Below are 14,404 nucleotides of genomic sequence, written 5' to 3' on the forward strand. Positions count from 1 at the left end.
CGGCGCCTGGAGGTTCAGGGTGGGGGCAAAGCCCCCCGCAGGTGAGAATCCAGCTCGGCCGGATCCTCGCCCAGCTCCCGGTACCGGTCGAGATCGGCGCGGGCCTCCTCCGCCCGCCCTGCCGCCAGCCGCACCGAAGCCCGCCTCCCGTACGCCCACCCGTATCCCGGGTCGAGCCCGATCGACCGGTCCAGCTCCGCAAGCGCCTCCTCGTACCGCCCCAGGTCCTGAAGAGCCGCACCCCGCTCGGCCGCGATCCACGCCTTTTCCGGCTGGAGCTCGGCGGCTCGCGCCAGATCGGCCAGCGCCTCCTCGAATCGGCCGAGGCCCCGCAGCGCCTGGCCGCGGCTGCCGATGGTCCAGCCGTCGTCGGGCTTGAGCTCGTCCGCCCGGTCGTAGTCCGCGATCGCTTCCTCGTAGCGCCCGGCACGGCGATGCACCTCACCGCGCAGGGTCAATTGCCCCGCTTGGTCCGGCTCAAGCTCCAACGCCGCGTCGAGGTCGGCGAGTTCACCGTCGAGATCGCCGAGCTCCCGCCGCACACCCGCCCGTACCGTCAGCGCGAGAACCGATCCGGGGTCGAGCCCCAGCCCCCGGTTCAGGTCCGCCAGCGCCTCCTCGTACCGGCCGAGCCGCTCGTACATCCGGCCCCGGATTTCCAGCGCATAGCCGTACTCCGGATTGTGGGCGAGCGCCCGGTCGTAATCGGCGAGCGCTTCTTCGTACTGCCCGGCCCGCTGATGCGCGTATCCGCGGCTGACCAGTGCCCACGCCTTGGGCTCCGCATACTCCACGAGCCGGTCGAGATCGGCGAACTCCCGGGCCATATCGCCCTGTTGGCGCCAGATTTCGGCCCTCCGCAGCAGCGTCCACCAGTAGTCCGGCTTCAGCCCCAGCGCCTCGTCCAGGTCCGCCAGCGCCTCCTGCGTTCTGCCGAGCGCATGCTTCGCCATGGCGCGGCTGCCGAGAGCCCAGGCATAGTCCGGATCCAGTGCGTACGCCCGGTCGAACTCGGTGATCGCCTCCTCGTACCGCCCTTCGTACCGCAGGATCTCCCCGTGCTCGCCGACGATCCACGGATTGTCCGGGTCGAGCCCCTTGGCCCGTCGGATGTCCGCCAGGGCGCCCTGCGCATCCCCGAGCGAGCGCCGGATCTGGGACCGCCGCACCAGCGACCACACATGGCCGGGCTTCGCCTCGATGACCTGGTCCAGATCGGCGAGCGCCTCCTCGCTGCGCCCCAGGGCGTGCTTCGTCTGGGCGCGGCTGGAGAGGGACCAGATATCGGCGGGGTCGAGTTCGAGTGCGCGGTCGAACTCGGCGAGGGACTCCTCGTACCGCCCCGTCCGGCCGTACGTCTCCCCCAGCCCGTAGTGCGCCCGCTGACACCCCGCGTCCAGGCCGACCGCCCGCCGGTAGTCGCGCAGCGCCTCCTCGTACTCGCCCAGATTGCGGTGGTCACGGCCGCGGACCACGAGGGCCGCCACCCGCGCCTCGTCGCCCAGCTCGCCACGGGCGAGGATCAGCTCCAACACCGCAGTGCACTTGCGCTGTTCGTCCTCCAGCGCGGCCAGCGCGCCCCCGCCCAGCGCCCGCAGCAGCTCGCTGTCTCCGTCGGCGCCCGCGTCCGCGACGGTCCGCGCCCAGTGCCGGGCGGCGGGCATACCCGCGTCGCACGCGTCGATCCCGTCCCGCAGGACGGCGGGCAGTACTGCGCGCGGCCGGGCGCACAGCAGGTGGTACGTCTCCTCGATGCGCAGCTCCCGCCAGGCGTCCTGTCCCCAGCGCTGCTCCTCGTCGAGGCCGTCCTCGGCCGCCGCCCGCCATCCGGCGAACGCCTCCGCCAGCCGCGTGTGCCCGGCCCGCCAGCGCTCCGGCGAGCTGTTGCGCCTCAGCCGCAGCATCGGGTCCCGTACGACGTCGTGGTACTGGGCCCGGCCCCCGCGGTCGCTAACGAACGGCAGCGCGCACAGCCAGCCGAACAGCCCCTGCGCGTCCCCTTCGACGGCCGCCCGGAAGATGTCCTCGTTCAGCCGGCGCGGCAGTGCGCCGTCCAGTGCGGCCGATCGGCGGACCGGGTCCTGCTCCCACTTCAGGAAGCGCTCCACTGCGGTAGCGCAAGGGTCGTCGACCGCTCCCGGGTTCTCGGCGAGCGTCGAGACGAGGACGGGCAGCCGGCCGGAGAGCTTGAGCACCTCCCGTACCACCTCCTCGTCCTGCACACCCTTGGCGGCAAGGAACTGGCGGGCCTCGGACTCGGTAAAGGGCGAGAGCGGCAGGTCCGTCACGAAACCGGCGTAATCCGCCCAGCAGCTGGGGTCGAGCGGCCGCTGCCCGGAGAGAGTGACGACGACCTGCGGGGGCAGCAGGCCGTGGCGCTTGCTGGTGATGAGATCGCGCAGCCAGAGGTCGAGGAAGGGCCCGGTGCGTTCGTACGTGTCGAAGAAGAGCGCGATCCAGGGGACTTGGGCGGCGACCCGGTTCAGCTCGGAGACCAGTACCGGAGTGAGGGTCTCGATCGGATGGAGGACCAGCTGTACGTCCTCCTGCTTGCCGAAGCGGGCGCTGAGCACGGCTCGTACATGGTCGGCTCCGCGGGCGAGCTGGGCCGGGTCGACGCCTCCGGCGAGCGCGCCGACGCCCGGCACCGCGCCCAGGGCGATCAGTCCGGCCTGAGCGACGGCGAGGGACCCGGGCGTGGGGCCGTCCTGTTGCGGATCGGGGGCCGTGACCGCAGCGGCGGCGGCCGACTCCGCCTCGTACCGGCGCTGGCGGTAGGTCGCCAGCAGCTTGTCCAGAGCCTTGAGCGCATGCCCCTGCTCGGCGAACTGGGCGCAGAGCGCCTCCATCGCCTCCGGCACGCTGTTCACGGACTCGTCGAGGACAGCGGTGAGCGCGTCGCGTTCGCGCGCGGCCTGCGTCAGTTCGCGTACGAGGGAGGTCTTGCCGACGCCCGCGTTGCCATGGATATGGAAGATGAAGCGGTGCCGCGCGTCCCCCACGGGCACGTCGAAGTTCCCACGGAACGCGGCCAGTTCCTCGCGCCGTCCCACGAAGCTCGCGCGCCTGGCGATGTCGATCAGTTCCTGCATGGACAGACGCGCGGCTCCGGCACTCATGCGATCAGTCTGGCAGCAGCGGCAGCAGCTCGGGCAGATGTCCGTCGGACGCGGTGGCCGCGCGCATGCGCTCCTCGGCCACCTCGCCGTACAGCGTCGTACGCGGCTTCGCCGGACGCCCGGCCGCCTCCGCGATGGCGACGAGATCCTTGATGGAGCGGTACGAGCCGTAACTGGAGCCCGCCATACGGGAGATGGTCTCCTCCATCAGCGTGCCGCCGAGGTCGTTCGCCCCGGAGCGGAGCATCTCCGCCGCACCCTCCGTGCCGAGCTTCACCCAGCTCGTCTGGATGTTGGTGATGTGGGGGTGGAGGAGGAGCCGCGCCATGGCAACGACGGCGCGGTTGTCGCGGGTCGTCGGGCCCGGCCTGGCGATTCCCGCCAGATACACCGGCGCATTGGTGTGGATGAAGGGCAGCGTCACGAACTCCGTGAAGCCGCCCGTCTCCTGCTGGATGCGCGCGAGGGTACGGAGGTGCCCGAGCCAGTGCCGGGGCTGGTCCACATGTCCGTACATCATGGTGGAGGAGGACCGGATACCCAGCTCATGAGCCGTCTTGACGACTTCGATCCAGGTGGCGGTGGGCAGCTTGCCCTTGGTGAGGATCCAGCGGACCTCGTCGTCGAGGATCTCGGCGGCGGTCCCGGGGATGGAGTCGAGCCCGGCCTCCTTGGCGGCCGTGAGCCATTCCCGTATCGACATCCCGGTCCGGGTCGCGCCGTTGACGACCTCCATCGGCGAGAAGGCATGCACATGCATGCCGGGAACTCTGGTCTTCACTGCCCGGGCGATGTCGAAGTACGCGGTGCCCGGCAGGTCGGGATGGATGCCGCCCTGCATGCAGACCTCGACGGCGCCGACGTCCCAGGCCTGCGCGGCGCGGTCGGCGACCTGGTCGAGGGAGAGGGTGTACGCGTCGGCGTCCGTACGCCGCTGGGCGAAGGCGCAGAAGCGGCAGCCGGTGTAGCAGACGTTGGTGAAGTTGATGTTGCGCGTGACGATGTACGTGACGTCGTCACCGACGACGGTTTTACGGAGGTCGTCCGCGATCCGGGTCAGCGCGTCCAGCGCAGGCCCGTCCGCGTGCAGAAGGGCAAGGGCTTCGTCGTCGGTGAGCCTGGTCGGATCGTCGGCGGCCGTCTTGAGGGCCTGCCGCACGTCCGTATCGATCCTGGAGGGCACCATGCCGGGCACGGCGGCCTCGCGCAGGGCTTCCCAGTCCCCGTAGACCTCGTCGAAGTCGTCGCGCCTGTCGGAGGTCCGGCCTTCCGTATCAATCGTCCGGTGCAGATCGGTGCGCCCGATGGAGGTGAACCCTTCGTCGGGCTCCTGCCACGGATGCCCCTCGACGCGGGCGTCCGGGTCCGCCAGACCCGTCTCCGGATCGGCGAGCGCGCGCACGTGCGGCAGCAGCCGCGGGTCCAGCCAGGGCTCGCCCCGCTGCACGAACTCCGGATACACACACAGCCGTTCACGCAGCTCGAACCCGACGGCCGCCGAGCGCTCGGCCAGCTCGTCGATCTGCGGCCAGGGCCGCTCGGGGTTCACATGGTCGGGCGTCAGCGGCGAAACCCCGCCCCAGTCGTCGATGCCCGCGCCAATCAGGCGCGCATACTCACCCGCCACCAGGTTGGGCGGCGCCTGCAGGCAGGCGGAGGGCCCCATGATGTGCCGGGCCACGGCGACGGTGGCGACCAGCTCGTCCAGCTCGGCGTCCGGCATGCCGCGCATCGCCGTGTCCGGCTTGGCGCGGAAGTTCTGCATGATCAGTTCCTGGATGCCGTGGTACGCACGGGCGATGCGCCGCAGCGCGAACAGCGAATCGGCGCGCTCCTCGTACGTCTCGCCGATCCCGATCAACAGCCCGCTGGTGAACGGCACGGAACTGCGCCCGGCATCCTCCAGCACCCGCAGCCGGACGGCGGGCTCCTTGTCGGGCGACCCGTGGTGCGGCCCGCCCGGCTCGCTCCACAGCCGCGTCGCCGTGGTCTCCAGCATCATGCCCATGCTCGGCGCGACGGGCTTGAGCCGCTGGAAGTCCGTCCAGGACATGACCCCGGGGTTGAGATGCGGCAGCAGCCCGGTCTCCTCCAGGATGCGGATCGCCATGGCCCGCACGTACGCGATGGTGTCGTCGTACCCCTCGGCCTCCAGCCACTCCCGCGCCTCGGGCCAGCGGTCCTCGGGCTTGTCCCCGAGCGTGATCAGCGCTTCCTTGCAGCCCAGTTCGGCGCCGCGCCGGGCGATGTCGAGAACCTCGTCCGGCGACATGAACATCCCGTGCCCGGCCCGGCGCAGCTTGCCGGGGACGGTCGCGAAGGTGCAGTAGTGGCACTTGTCGCGGCACAGCCGGGTGAGCGGAATGAACACGCTCTTGGAGTACGTGATGACGCCGGGGCGGCCTGCGGCCTCCAGCCCGGCATCCCTGACGCGCGCGGCGGACGCGGCGAGATCTTCGAGATCCGCCCCGCGCGCTTGCAGCAGCACGGCGGCCTCGGCGACGTCGAGCGCCACCCCGTCCCTGGCTCGCTTGAGGGCGCGGCGCATGGAGTTCTCGGTGGGGGGGCCGGGCCGTCCGTGCTGGTGATCCGTCATGGATCGAGCATACGAGCGCACAGGGAAGGGAAATAGCTGGCCTCGGGGCGGGGTCACCGCATCAGTCGGCGTAGTCCTTGAGCTTCTGCGTCTCCAGAGTGATCCCGACCGGGTCGGGGAGCTCGACAACGGCGCCGAAGGGGCGCGTGGTGATCCTTCGGTACGAGCCGCCTTCGGGTTCGGCGCGGACGGTGACGGAGCAGGCCTCACGGTCGACGAGGAGGCAGACGGGGATACCGGCCGCCGGGTAGCCGTCGGGCTTTTCGACGCGGTCGCGGCGGTCGGTGTCCGCATCGCGCGAGGTGACCTCGACCGCCATCAGAACGCCACCGGGCTCTGCCCACTCGCCCTGCCCGACGAAGTTCTCCTCAGGAGCGAGGCACCCGTCCGGGCGGGCCCGCCCCCTGCGACAGGCCTCGACCTTCAGCCCCTGCTCCGGGTAGAGCGACAGCTCCGGCCGCTGTTGCATGCACCGCTTGATGAGCCACATCACGATGGCTCCGTGGACACCGTCCGGTCCGGGCATGACCTGGACCTTCCCGTTGATGAACTCCAGTCGCACGAACTCGGGTGCACGGCGGGCGAGCTCCTCGAACTCCTCGACGGCCATCTGGGGCATGCCGGTTCTGGGAGTCATGGCGTCGCTTCCTCCCGTCCAGGGGTCACGACCGCCTGCACGGTCATTCGCGACTCCTCGGCGGCAGTCCGGCAGCGATACGTGCGGCGTCGGCCAGCACGGCCACGTCCGCCGGGCGCGGACCAGGGCGGAACGTGGCCGGGATGTCGTCCTCGTCCTCGCTGCGGCAGGACTCGCACATGCCGTTGATCAGCGGCTCGTCCTCCTCGGTCGTGTCGCAGAACATGCAGACCATGACGCTGCGGAGCACGGTCTCGGGCTCGCGGGCGGGCTTGGGCGGCATCTTGTCCTCCAGTCGTCGTTTCGCGATCCCGGCCGGATTGTGGATCGCGTCGGGCAGTCCGTGAGTGAGCGCATGGGTCAGGTGCTTCACGCTCGCGCCGTACTCCAGCCAGGTCGCGGCGAAGGGTTCCAGCCGCTGACAGTCGGCGGCGGAGAGGGTCATCCGGGGGTCGGTACGGCCGAGGGCGGCAAGGGTTCGGTAGGCAGCGGTGCGCTCCGGCGCGGGCTCGGCGGCGGCCGGCTCGTCGTCCGCGGCGCAGTCCGGGGCGTCGAGCATCACGCCTCGTACGCTCCGGCAGAACTCCTGCCACCAGGCGGCACTGCGGGCGGTACGCGACCAGTACGTGCGCGTCACCCAGCGCACGCCGTCGTCACGTACGACCTGCTCCTTGATGCGGCGCAGATGGCCCGCGTTGGTAAGTGCCTTGAGCGCACTACGGATTGCGGCCTGGCCGTAGTCGGCGATGTGCTTGGCGAGGGTCTTGTGGTCCATCGCCGCGCCCTCGGGGAGACGGTCGATGAACGCGGCGACGGCCGCTTCCCGCTTGGGCAGATTTGCGAAGTCACCGCTGCGGCGAGGGGATTGATCGGGGCCGGGGCGCTTGCCGTAGCCGGGGCTGGCCATGGGGTGTGCGGGCGTCGGCAGGGCACAGCTAGAGTTGAGGTAAGCCACGAGATCGGTCCTAGTTCGATCTTGGAGGTCAGACCCCGGCTGGTGCTCGAACACCGGTCGGGGTTGTTTATTGCTGTGAACGCTAGAGGCATATGACAGCGCGTGGCAAGTTGAACACCCAAAGTCAACTCTTCTGGGGATCCCCGCAGTTGGGCGCACAGGGGAGGGTGGGTGGGTTCAAACCACCAACCATTCCCCACAAAGAGAGCTCGGGGCTCGAAGCTCAAAGCCTGAGCTCGAGCCTGCAGCTCGAAGACGGGGGCAACTTGCGCCGCCGGGCGAACGACCGAGGGTGATCGACGGCTGGAGCTTCAGTATGTGGACTGCCTGTCCGGCGCAGTAAGCCAGCTCACCGCAGCGCCAGTTCCGCCCAGACCGTCTTGCCGACGACGCGGTCCGTCGTGCCTCAGGACACCGCGAGCAGACCGGGCTGTCATCCGGGACGGCTCAGCCCGCGTCGGCCGCCGCGAAGGTCACCTCCGCCGTCTTGACAGTCCCCCCGCGGCGCCCGGGTGCGCTCTCCTCCTGCCAGTAGAGATTGGTGTGTGCGATCACCAGGTCCGGGGTCGGCGCGCCGTACGCGCTGAGGTCCTCCGTCGTGTGCGCGTCGCCGACCAACGTCACGTCGTACCCGCGAACGAAGCCCCCGTGGAGGGTCGAGCGGATGCACGCGTCGGTCTGGGCGCCCGTGACGATGAGCCGGCCCACCCCACGCTCGGCGAGCAGCGCCTCCAGTTCGGTGCCCTCGAACGAGTCGCCGTAGCTCTTGTGGACGATAGGCTCCGAATCGCGGCGGACCAGCTCAGGCACGTACTGCCAGCTCTCACTTTCCCGCTTGAGTTGGTCGTCGGAGTGCTGCACCCAAACCACGGGCACGTCCTCGACGCGAGCCTTGTCGACCAGGGTGTTGATGTTGGCTATGACGCCCTCGCGGTCATGCGCGTCTGCCACCACACCGTTCTGAACGTCGATGACCAGCAGCGCGGTGTTCGGCCTGTCGGGCAGGGTCGTCATGGGACCCTCCTGTTTCTCGTCGCGGATCCTGTGTCGCCCCACAGTAGGTCGGGCCACTGACAACGGCACGGGATAGCGCGAGTACGTCAGATCAAGGCAGCAGCAGTAACGCCTCGATGAGCCAGCGGGAGCTGGGGGTTGCCGCGCATTGCGGGGAGGACCTCATCTCCGCGATGGAGCGGGGCGTACGGACGCCGCAGCCCGACTTCCTGGTGCGGGCCGATGAGTTGCTGGCCGCCGGCGGTGTGCTCAAGGCGGCCATCGAGGACGTACGGGAGGCCCAGGCGAGGGCGCGGACGCGGCACCCGGACTGGTTCCGGGATTACGCGCGAGCTGAGGCCGATGCCGTCGCGCTGCACAACTACAGTGCCCAGGCGGTACACGGTCTGCTTCAGACCGAGGAGTACGCCCGAGCCACGTTCACTCAGCGGCGACCGCTGCTGGATGAAGCAACCATCGAGAAGCGGGTGGCCGATCGTCTGGCCCGCCAGGAAGTCCTCGAGCGTTGGCCTGCGCCGACCTTCAGTTACGTATTCGAGGAGACGGTCCTTCGGCGGCCGATCGGAGGACGTGCTGCACATGCGCGCCAGCTGCATCAGCTGCTGAGGGTCGGGCAGCTACGCACTGTGGAACTCCAGGTGATGCCGACCGATCGCGAGGAACACCCGGCGCTGGACGGCACGTTCACCCTGCTCACGCCAAAGGGGCGGCAGCAAGTCGCATACACGGAGCTGTATGGGCAGCCCAGGCTCATCACGGACCCGGAGGACGTCCGCGTCTTCAGCGAACGCTATGGGATTATCCGAGCGCAGGCTCTCACCCCACGGGAGTCTCTGTCCCTGATCGAGAAGATGCTGGGAGAACGATGAACACGTCGGAACTTGCCTGGTTCAAGAGCAGCTACAGCACCGGCGAGGGCGGGGAATGCATCGAAGTCGCCGTCGAATGGCGCAAGTCCAGTTACAGCGACGGCGAAGGCGGCGACTGCGTCGAGGTCGCCACCACCCCCGCCACCATCCACATCCGGGACTCCAAAGTCACCGACGGCCCCCACCTCGCCGTCACCCCCGCCACCTGGTCCGCCTTCCTCGCGCACCCCGCGATGCTCCCTCTGGACTAGCCCCCACGCGTGTCTCCCGGGCGCGGCCCGTTCCCCTCGGCAGGCTCGGGTGACGTGACCACACCACGACTGATCGCCATCGCCGTACTGACCGTCGCCGCCGTGCCCGCCGCTGCCCTGTTCCCCGCGTGCGCCGCGTACGGGCCGCGCTCCGGGGCGCCCACTGTGCAGGCGCCCGGGAACTACAGGTACTGCCCGTACTCGTCCAGCACCCGCAGTACCTCCGACTCCCCCGCCGGCGGCAACTGCAGCACGACCTCCTCCACGCCCAGTTCCGCGTAGTGCGCCAGCTTCCCCGGCGTCGGCAGGACCGCGTACGGGACCACCTGCAAGGCCTCCGGGTCCCGGCCAGCGGCCGACCATGCCTCACGGAGCACCGGGACCGACTCCGTCAGGCCCCGGCCGCCGATCGGGAGCCAGCCGTCCGCGTAGTCCGCGATGTGGGAGAAGAGCTTCGGGCCCGCCGCTCCTCCGATGAGGGTGCGGGGGCCGCTCACCGGCTTGGGGTAGGCATGCGAAGCCCGTACGGAGCCGAACTCGCCCTTGTACGCCTTCGGTTCGGCCGCCCACAGTGCGCGCATCAGCGCTGTCCGGTCCCGGGTCAGTTCGCGGCGCGTCGTCCACTCCACGCCATGGTCCGCGGCCTCCTCCTTGTTCCAGCCGAAGCCGAGGCCCAGCGTGAAGCGTCCGCCCGACAAGAAATCAAGGGTCGCGATCTGCTTGGCCAGGTCGATCGGGTCGTGCTGGGCGACGAGGGTGATGCCCGTGCCGAGGCCGAGCCGGGAGGTCACCGCGGCGGCCTGGCCGAGGGCCACGAACGGGTCGAGAGTGCGGCCGTACTCCGGGGGCAGTTCGCCGCCCGCGGGGTACGGGGTCGTGCGCTCCACCGGGATGTGGGTGTGCTCCGGCAGATAAAGCCCGCCGAAGCCGCGCTCCTCCAGCTCGCGCGCGAGCCGTACTGGCGTGATCGTCTCGTCCGTGAGGAAGATCGTGGTCGAGATCCGCATTCGGAATCCTCCGTCATCGTCTCTGGTGACGGCCCAAACGTATGCCGTACGGTGCCACATGCCGAGAGCTCGGAATCAACTCGGCATCAACGGGGAGAGGATCCACATCACGATGCGACTGCGTATCGCCACCACCGCACTTGTGCTGTCCGGGGCGCTGCTGGCGGGTGCACCCGTCGCCTCGGCGTCGCCCGCCACCGCCACCGTCGCCGTGCAGAAGTCCGCGGGCGGGCAGAACACCGCCGCTGCGCCGGAGGCCGGGTCGTCCGTCGCCAAGGCGAACGTCGTCACCGTCACTGAGGGCCGCAAGAAGAACAAGAAGAAGAAAAAGAAGAAGAAGGGCGGCTTCTCGGCCGGGCTGGTCATCGGCCTGATCATCGGCATCGCGGCGCTCGTCATCATCGCGATGCTGTTGATGCGCCGGAACCGGAGCAGCGACTAACACCGGCGGGGCGTGCCCGGACGATCGTTCGGGCAGGCCTGCCGCGCGCCTGCCCGGACGATCGTCCGGGCACGCCTGCCGCACAGAATCATCACGGTTTGGCCGAATCCTCGCCCGGAAACTGACCAACCGCTTAGCATGTGGCTTCCTGTACGGGTGACGCCGGCCTCCAAAACGTCGGCGGTTGATCTCCGCGCTGCTGGAGGGCCCATGCACACCAGTCCCGTCCCCGTTCTCGCGGACACCTCTCCCCTCGACCTGTTCGACCATGCCTGCCGGCGCCTCCTGGAACGCGGCCAGGAGTTCACCGACACCGTGCTGGACAAGATCCGTACCGAGGTGCCGTACTACTCCGACCCCGTGCTCGCACCCTCCGACCTGCGGCGTTCCGTGGACACCGGCATACGTCACGCGCTCGAGGCCGCGCTCGATCCGGGCAGGATCGTGGACGTCGAGCGGTACACCAGGGAGCTCGGCATACGGCGCGCGGAGGAGGGCCGCCCCCTCGACGAGGTGCTGCACGCCTACCGTGTCGCAGGCTCTGAATGCTGGAGCGGGGTCATCAGCGCGGTGGAGCGGGACGGGGTCGGCGATGCGCGTCACCTGGTGCGCGTGGCCGAGGTGGTGTGGAAGCACAACGACCGCGACGCCGTCATGCTCGCCGACGCCTACCGGCAGGTCGCCAAGGGCGTCGCCAGCCGGCACACGGAACGAGTCCGGCTGATCCTCGCCGCGCTGCTGGAGAGCCGGAACGAACCCGAGTTCACCCGGGACGCGGCGGCGATGCTCGATCTGCCGCTCGACGGACGCTTCGCGGTGGCGGTGGTGAGGGCCATGCCACCGTACGGCCACGTTCCGGACGGCGTTCCTGACGTGCGCGGCATCCGGATCCTGCGCCAGGCGCGTGGGCAGTGCGATGTGCTCGTCGCCCACCTCGGCGACCATCCCCTGGACACGTTCGCCTCCGGTCTGGTTTCGGGCGCGGGCCTTCGTATCGGCATCAGCCCGGTCGTCCAGGGCCTCGACAGCCTGCCCCGGGCGCGCGACATGGCCGACCTCGCCGTCGACACATGCCGCTCCGACGGTGAGATCGCCCGGCTCGACTCCCGCCTGCCCGACGGGCTGCTCGTCTCGCGGCCCGACCTGTCCGCCGCACTGGCCCACCAGGTGCTGCGCCCCATGTACGACCTGGAACCCGCCGACCGCGACACTCTCTTCGACACCCTCCGTGTCTGGATCGAGAACGGCGGCTCCGCCGCCCAGGCCGCCCGGCACATGTACTGCCATCGCAACACCGTGCTCAACCGCCTGCGGCGCTTCGAGCAGATCACCGGGATGGTGCTGTCACGGCCCCGCGACCTGGTGCAGCTCACCCTCGCACTTGACGCGCACCTTCTGCTCGGACCGGGCGTCGCACTCGGCGCCGGCGGCGCCGCCCACGAGTGAATGGGCATCAGCACACTGATCTCGTAGCGCCATTGGGAGCGCGCAACGGCGCCTGCACTACGCATGGACGGGCCCTGTCGCGCGTGTTCTGGTGAGCCCCCAGCACGGGGAACTGCCCACGCCCGCCAGGAGACCGCCATGGCTTACGAGCACGCCCACTACCCGCATCAGCGGCCACGGCCGCCACGACCGGGCAGGTCCTTCGCCCTGGTCAACGGAGTGACCTTCCTCGTACATCTGGTGCTCGCCTGCTCCGCCGCCGACTTCATGGGCAGCCGTGTCCGGGGAGACACCACTGTCGGCGCGCTGGCACTCCTGCTCCAGGTTTCCCTCCTGCTGTGGACGGCGGCGCGGTACGACCGCCGCAAGGACGAACGCGCCCCGCACGAGCAGGACGTGGAGCAGTACTGATGAACAACATCCTGCTCGCCGCGCCCGGCCTCCTGGACACCGACACCCGCGCCCTGGTCCTCGCGGGCTTTCTGGCGTTCATCGTGCCCATCTTGTTCATCTGCGTTCTCAGCGCCCCTGAGAGAGACCGGGTCAACGACTTCTACACGGCCGGTCGCAGAATGCGTCCGCTGCGCGGGGCTCTCGTACTGTCCGGCGTATACCTGTCTGCGGCAACGGTGCTCGGCACCACGGGAAGCGTCGCGGTCTTCGGCTACGACGGCCTGTTCATTGCCCTGTGCACGGTGCTGTCGCTCGGCGTACTCCTTCTGCTCTCCACTCCCCTGCGCGAGCGCGTCGGCTACACCCTGGGAGACACCTTCGCCCTGCGGACCCCGGGGCCCGCCGTGAGGATCGCTGCCGCCGTCGTGACCTTGAGCGCCTGCGTGCCCTATCTGGTCGTGCAGCTCTCCGGTGCCGGAGTGACCACGACGACACTGCTGGGACTGTCCGGTCCGGGCGCCGAACAGACAGCCGTCGTCATGATCGGCCTGTTGGTCGTCTGCGCCACGGTGTTCGGCGGCATGCGTGGCACGGTCGTGATTCAAGTGATCAAGACGGTGGTGCTGCTCGGCGCGGCCCTCGCAGTGACTGCCGTCCTGCTCCATCGCTTTCACTGGAGCACCGACTCCCTGGTCGATGCCGCCGGACGGGGCAGCGGCCGTCCCGCCGGCTATATGCGTCCCGGCCTGCGGTTCGCGGGCAGCACCGACCCGGAAGGCACCCTCGACTTCATCGGCCTGATGATCACCATCGTGCTGGGAGTGGCGTGCCTGCCCCACGTCGCCCTGCAGCTCAACGCCGCTCCCGACGCGGCCACCGCGCGCCGCACGGTGCGCCACACCATCGGCATCGTCGGCGCTTTCTGCCTCACCACAGCGCTGATGGGCTTCGCCGCCGCCGCGTTGATCGGCGCCCCGGCGATCGTGGCCTCAGATCCGGGAGGCAACAGCACCCTGCTGCTGCTCACGAGCGAACTGGCGGGCGGCGCGTCCACCGACAAGGGCGGGGCAGTGCTCGTCGTCCTGGTTTCCTCCGCCATATTCCTCACCACGCTTGCCGTCGTAGCCAGCGTCACCCTGGCAGCCGCGGGGGCGATCGCGCACGACCTGTACACGCACGTCCTGCGCCGTGGACGCACAACCGAGGGCCGGGAGGTGGCCGCCGCACGCCTGGCGTCCGCCGGTATCGGAGTACTGAGCATCGGTCTGGCGGTCTGGGTCCAGGGGTGGAACGTCCTGTTCCTGTCGGCTCTCTCCCTGGCAGTGGCGGCCTCCTGCCTGCTCCCGGCGCTGGTGTACTCCCTGTTCTGGAGCGGCTACACGCGAACCGGACTGCTCTGGACCCTGTACGGAGGACTGTTCAGCGCCATCGGACTCCAGATCTCCGGCCCCGTCTTCTCAGGAAACGCCATGGCTCTCTTCCCGGACTGGCACCTCGACTGGTTCCCGCTCCAGACGGTCGTCCTCGTGTCGATGCCCGCGGCCTTCCTGCTCGGCCTGGTGGGCAGCGCCGTGGGAAAGCGGCGGGTGTCCGCGGTCCCGGAGCCTGCCGGGGCATGAGGTTCGCCCAGAACTCGACCGCAACGGCCGGAAACCCTCCTCGAAAGGCCGGCGCA

11 protein-coding genes and 1 pseudogene are annotated in these 14,404 nt (G+C 69.8%); 6 read left to right on the top strand and 6 right to left on the bottom strand.

Annotated features, from left to right (window positions below):
• Positions 1 to 14: 14 nt before the first annotated feature.
• From ABZS64_RS03495 to ABZS64_RS03515, 5 genes are all read right to left on the bottom strand, one after another.
• Positions 15 to 3,119 (bottom strand): tetratricopeptide repeat protein, encoded by a 3,105-nt coding sequence (locus ABZS64_RS03495; protein ID WP_355822612.1) that lies wholly within the window; start codon positions 3,117 to 3,119, stop codon positions 15 to 17.
• Between the two features lie 4 nt (positions 3,120 to 3,123).
• A complete protein-coding gene (locus ABZS64_RS03500; protein ID WP_355822614.1) occupies positions 3,124 to 5,715 on the bottom strand; it encodes a bifunctional FO biosynthesis protein CofGH in 2,592 nt (863 codons plus the stop codon).
• 61 nt (positions 5,716 to 5,776) lie between these two features.
• A complete protein-coding gene (locus ABZS64_RS03505; protein ID WP_355822616.1) occupies positions 5,777 to 6,352 on the bottom strand; it encodes a Uma2 family endonuclease in 576 nt (191 codons plus the stop codon).
• A gap of 43 nt (positions 6,353 to 6,395) precedes the next feature.
• A complete protein-coding gene (locus ABZS64_RS03510; RefSeq protein ID WP_355822618.1) occupies positions 6,396 to 7,307 on the bottom strand; it encodes a hypothetical protein in 912 nt (303 codons plus the stop codon).
• A gap of 447 nt (positions 7,308 to 7,754) precedes the next feature.
• Positions 7,755 to 8,321 (bottom strand): isochorismatase family protein, encoded by a 567-nt coding sequence (locus ABZS64_RS03515; protein ID WP_355822620.1) that lies wholly within the window; start codon positions 8,319 to 8,321, stop codon positions 7,755 to 7,757.
• Between the two features lie 110 nt (positions 8,322 to 8,431).
• On the opposite strand from ABZS64_RS03515, the pseudogene ABZS64_RS03520 reads away from it, so the two are divergent.
• Both ABZS64_RS03520 and ABZS64_RS03525 read left to right on the top strand, forming a co-directional pair.
• Positions 8,432 to 9,190: pseudogene (locus tag ABZS64_RS03520) on the top strand (helix-turn-helix transcriptional regulator); the annotation flags it as partial.
• A complete protein-coding gene (locus ABZS64_RS03525; RefSeq protein ID WP_355822622.1) occupies positions 9,187 to 9,441 on the top strand; it encodes a DUF397 domain-containing protein in 255 nt (84 codons plus the stop codon). The pseudogene ABZS64_RS03520 and the gene ABZS64_RS03525, both read left to right, overlap by 4 nt.
• 182 nt (positions 9,442 to 9,623) lie before the next feature.
• On the opposite strand, the gene ABZS64_RS03530 is transcribed toward ABZS64_RS03525, so the two are convergent.
• Entirely contained in the window at positions 9,624 to 10,448 is an 825-nt protein-coding gene (locus ABZS64_RS03530) for an LLM class F420-dependent oxidoreductase (RefSeq protein WP_355822624.1), read from the bottom strand.
• 112 nt (positions 10,449 to 10,560) lie between these two features.
• Between ABZS64_RS03530 and ABZS64_RS03535 the strand changes: the two genes are divergently transcribed.
• From ABZS64_RS03535 to ABZS64_RS03550, 4 genes are all read left to right on the top strand, one after another.
• Positions 10,561 to 10,890, top strand: a complete 330-nt coding sequence (locus tag ABZS64_RS03535; protein WP_355822626.1) for a hypothetical protein — start codon at positions 10,561 to 10,563, stop codon at positions 10,888 to 10,890.
• 210 nt (positions 10,891 to 11,100) lie between these two features.
• Positions 11,101 to 12,336 (top strand): helix-turn-helix domain-containing protein, encoded by a 1,236-nt coding sequence (locus ABZS64_RS03540; RefSeq protein ID WP_355822628.1) that lies wholly within the window; start codon positions 11,101 to 11,103, stop codon positions 12,334 to 12,336.
• 138 nt (positions 12,337 to 12,474) lie between these two features.
• The gene (locus ABZS64_RS03545) at positions 12,475 to 12,747 is read left to right on the top strand and encodes a hypothetical protein (protein ID WP_355822630.1); all 273 of its coding nucleotides are present in this window, start codon (positions 12,475 to 12,477) and stop codon (positions 12,745 to 12,747) included.
• On the top strand, positions 12,747 to 14,348 hold the full coding sequence (locus tag ABZS64_RS03550) for a cation acetate symporter (protein WP_355822632.1): 1,602 nt from the start codon (positions 12,747 to 12,749) through the stop codon (positions 14,346 to 14,348). Before ABZS64_RS03545 ends, ABZS64_RS03550 begins: the two co-directional genes overlap by 1 nt.
• The last annotated feature ends 56 nt before the right edge of the window (positions 14,349 to 14,404 follow it).

Origin of the sequence: Streptomyces sp. NPDC005408, from assembly GCF_040606445.1 — a bacterium.
GTDB lineage: Bacteria > Actinomycetota > Actinomycetes > Streptomycetales > Streptomycetaceae > Streptomyces.

Bases quoted from the DNA above. Each gene is read 5' to 3' on its own strand.
- ABZS64_RS03550 (WP_355822632.1), top strand. From the start codon at position 12,747: ATGAACAACATCCTGCTCGCCGCGCCCGGCCTCCTGGACACCGACACC.
- ABZS64_RS03515 (WP_355822620.1), bottom strand. From the start codon at position 8,321: ATGACGACCCTGCCCGACAGGCCGAACACCGCGCTGCTGGTCATCGAC.
- ABZS64_RS03500 (WP_355822614.1), bottom strand. From the start codon at position 5,715: ATGACGGATCACCAGCACGGACGGCCCGGCCCCCCCACCGAGAACTCC.
- ABZS64_RS03495 (WP_355822612.1), bottom strand. From the start codon at position 3,119: ATGAGTGCCGGAGCCGCGCGTCTGTCCATGCAGGAACTGATCGACATC.
- ABZS64_RS03535 (WP_355822626.1), top strand. From the start codon at position 10,561: ATGCGACTGCGTATCGCCACCACCGCACTTGTGCTGTCCGGGGCGCTG.
- ABZS64_RS03530 (WP_355822624.1), bottom strand. From the start codon at position 10,448: ATGCGGATCTCGACCACGATCTTCCTCACGGACGAGACGATCACGCCA.
- ABZS64_RS03505 (WP_355822616.1), bottom strand. From the start codon at position 6,352: ATGACTCCCAGAACCGGCATGCCCCAGATGGCCGTCGAGGAGTTCGAG.
- ABZS64_RS03525 (WP_355822622.1), top strand. From the start codon at position 9,187: ATGAACACGTCGGAACTTGCCTGGTTCAAGAGCAGCTACAGCACCGGC.
- ABZS64_RS03540 (WP_355822628.1), top strand. From the start codon at position 11,101: ATGCACACCAGTCCCGTCCCCGTTCTCGCGGACACCTCTCCCCTCGAC.
- ABZS64_RS03545 (WP_355822630.1), top strand. From the start codon at position 12,475: ATGGCTTACGAGCACGCCCACTACCCGCATCAGCGGCCACGGCCGCCA.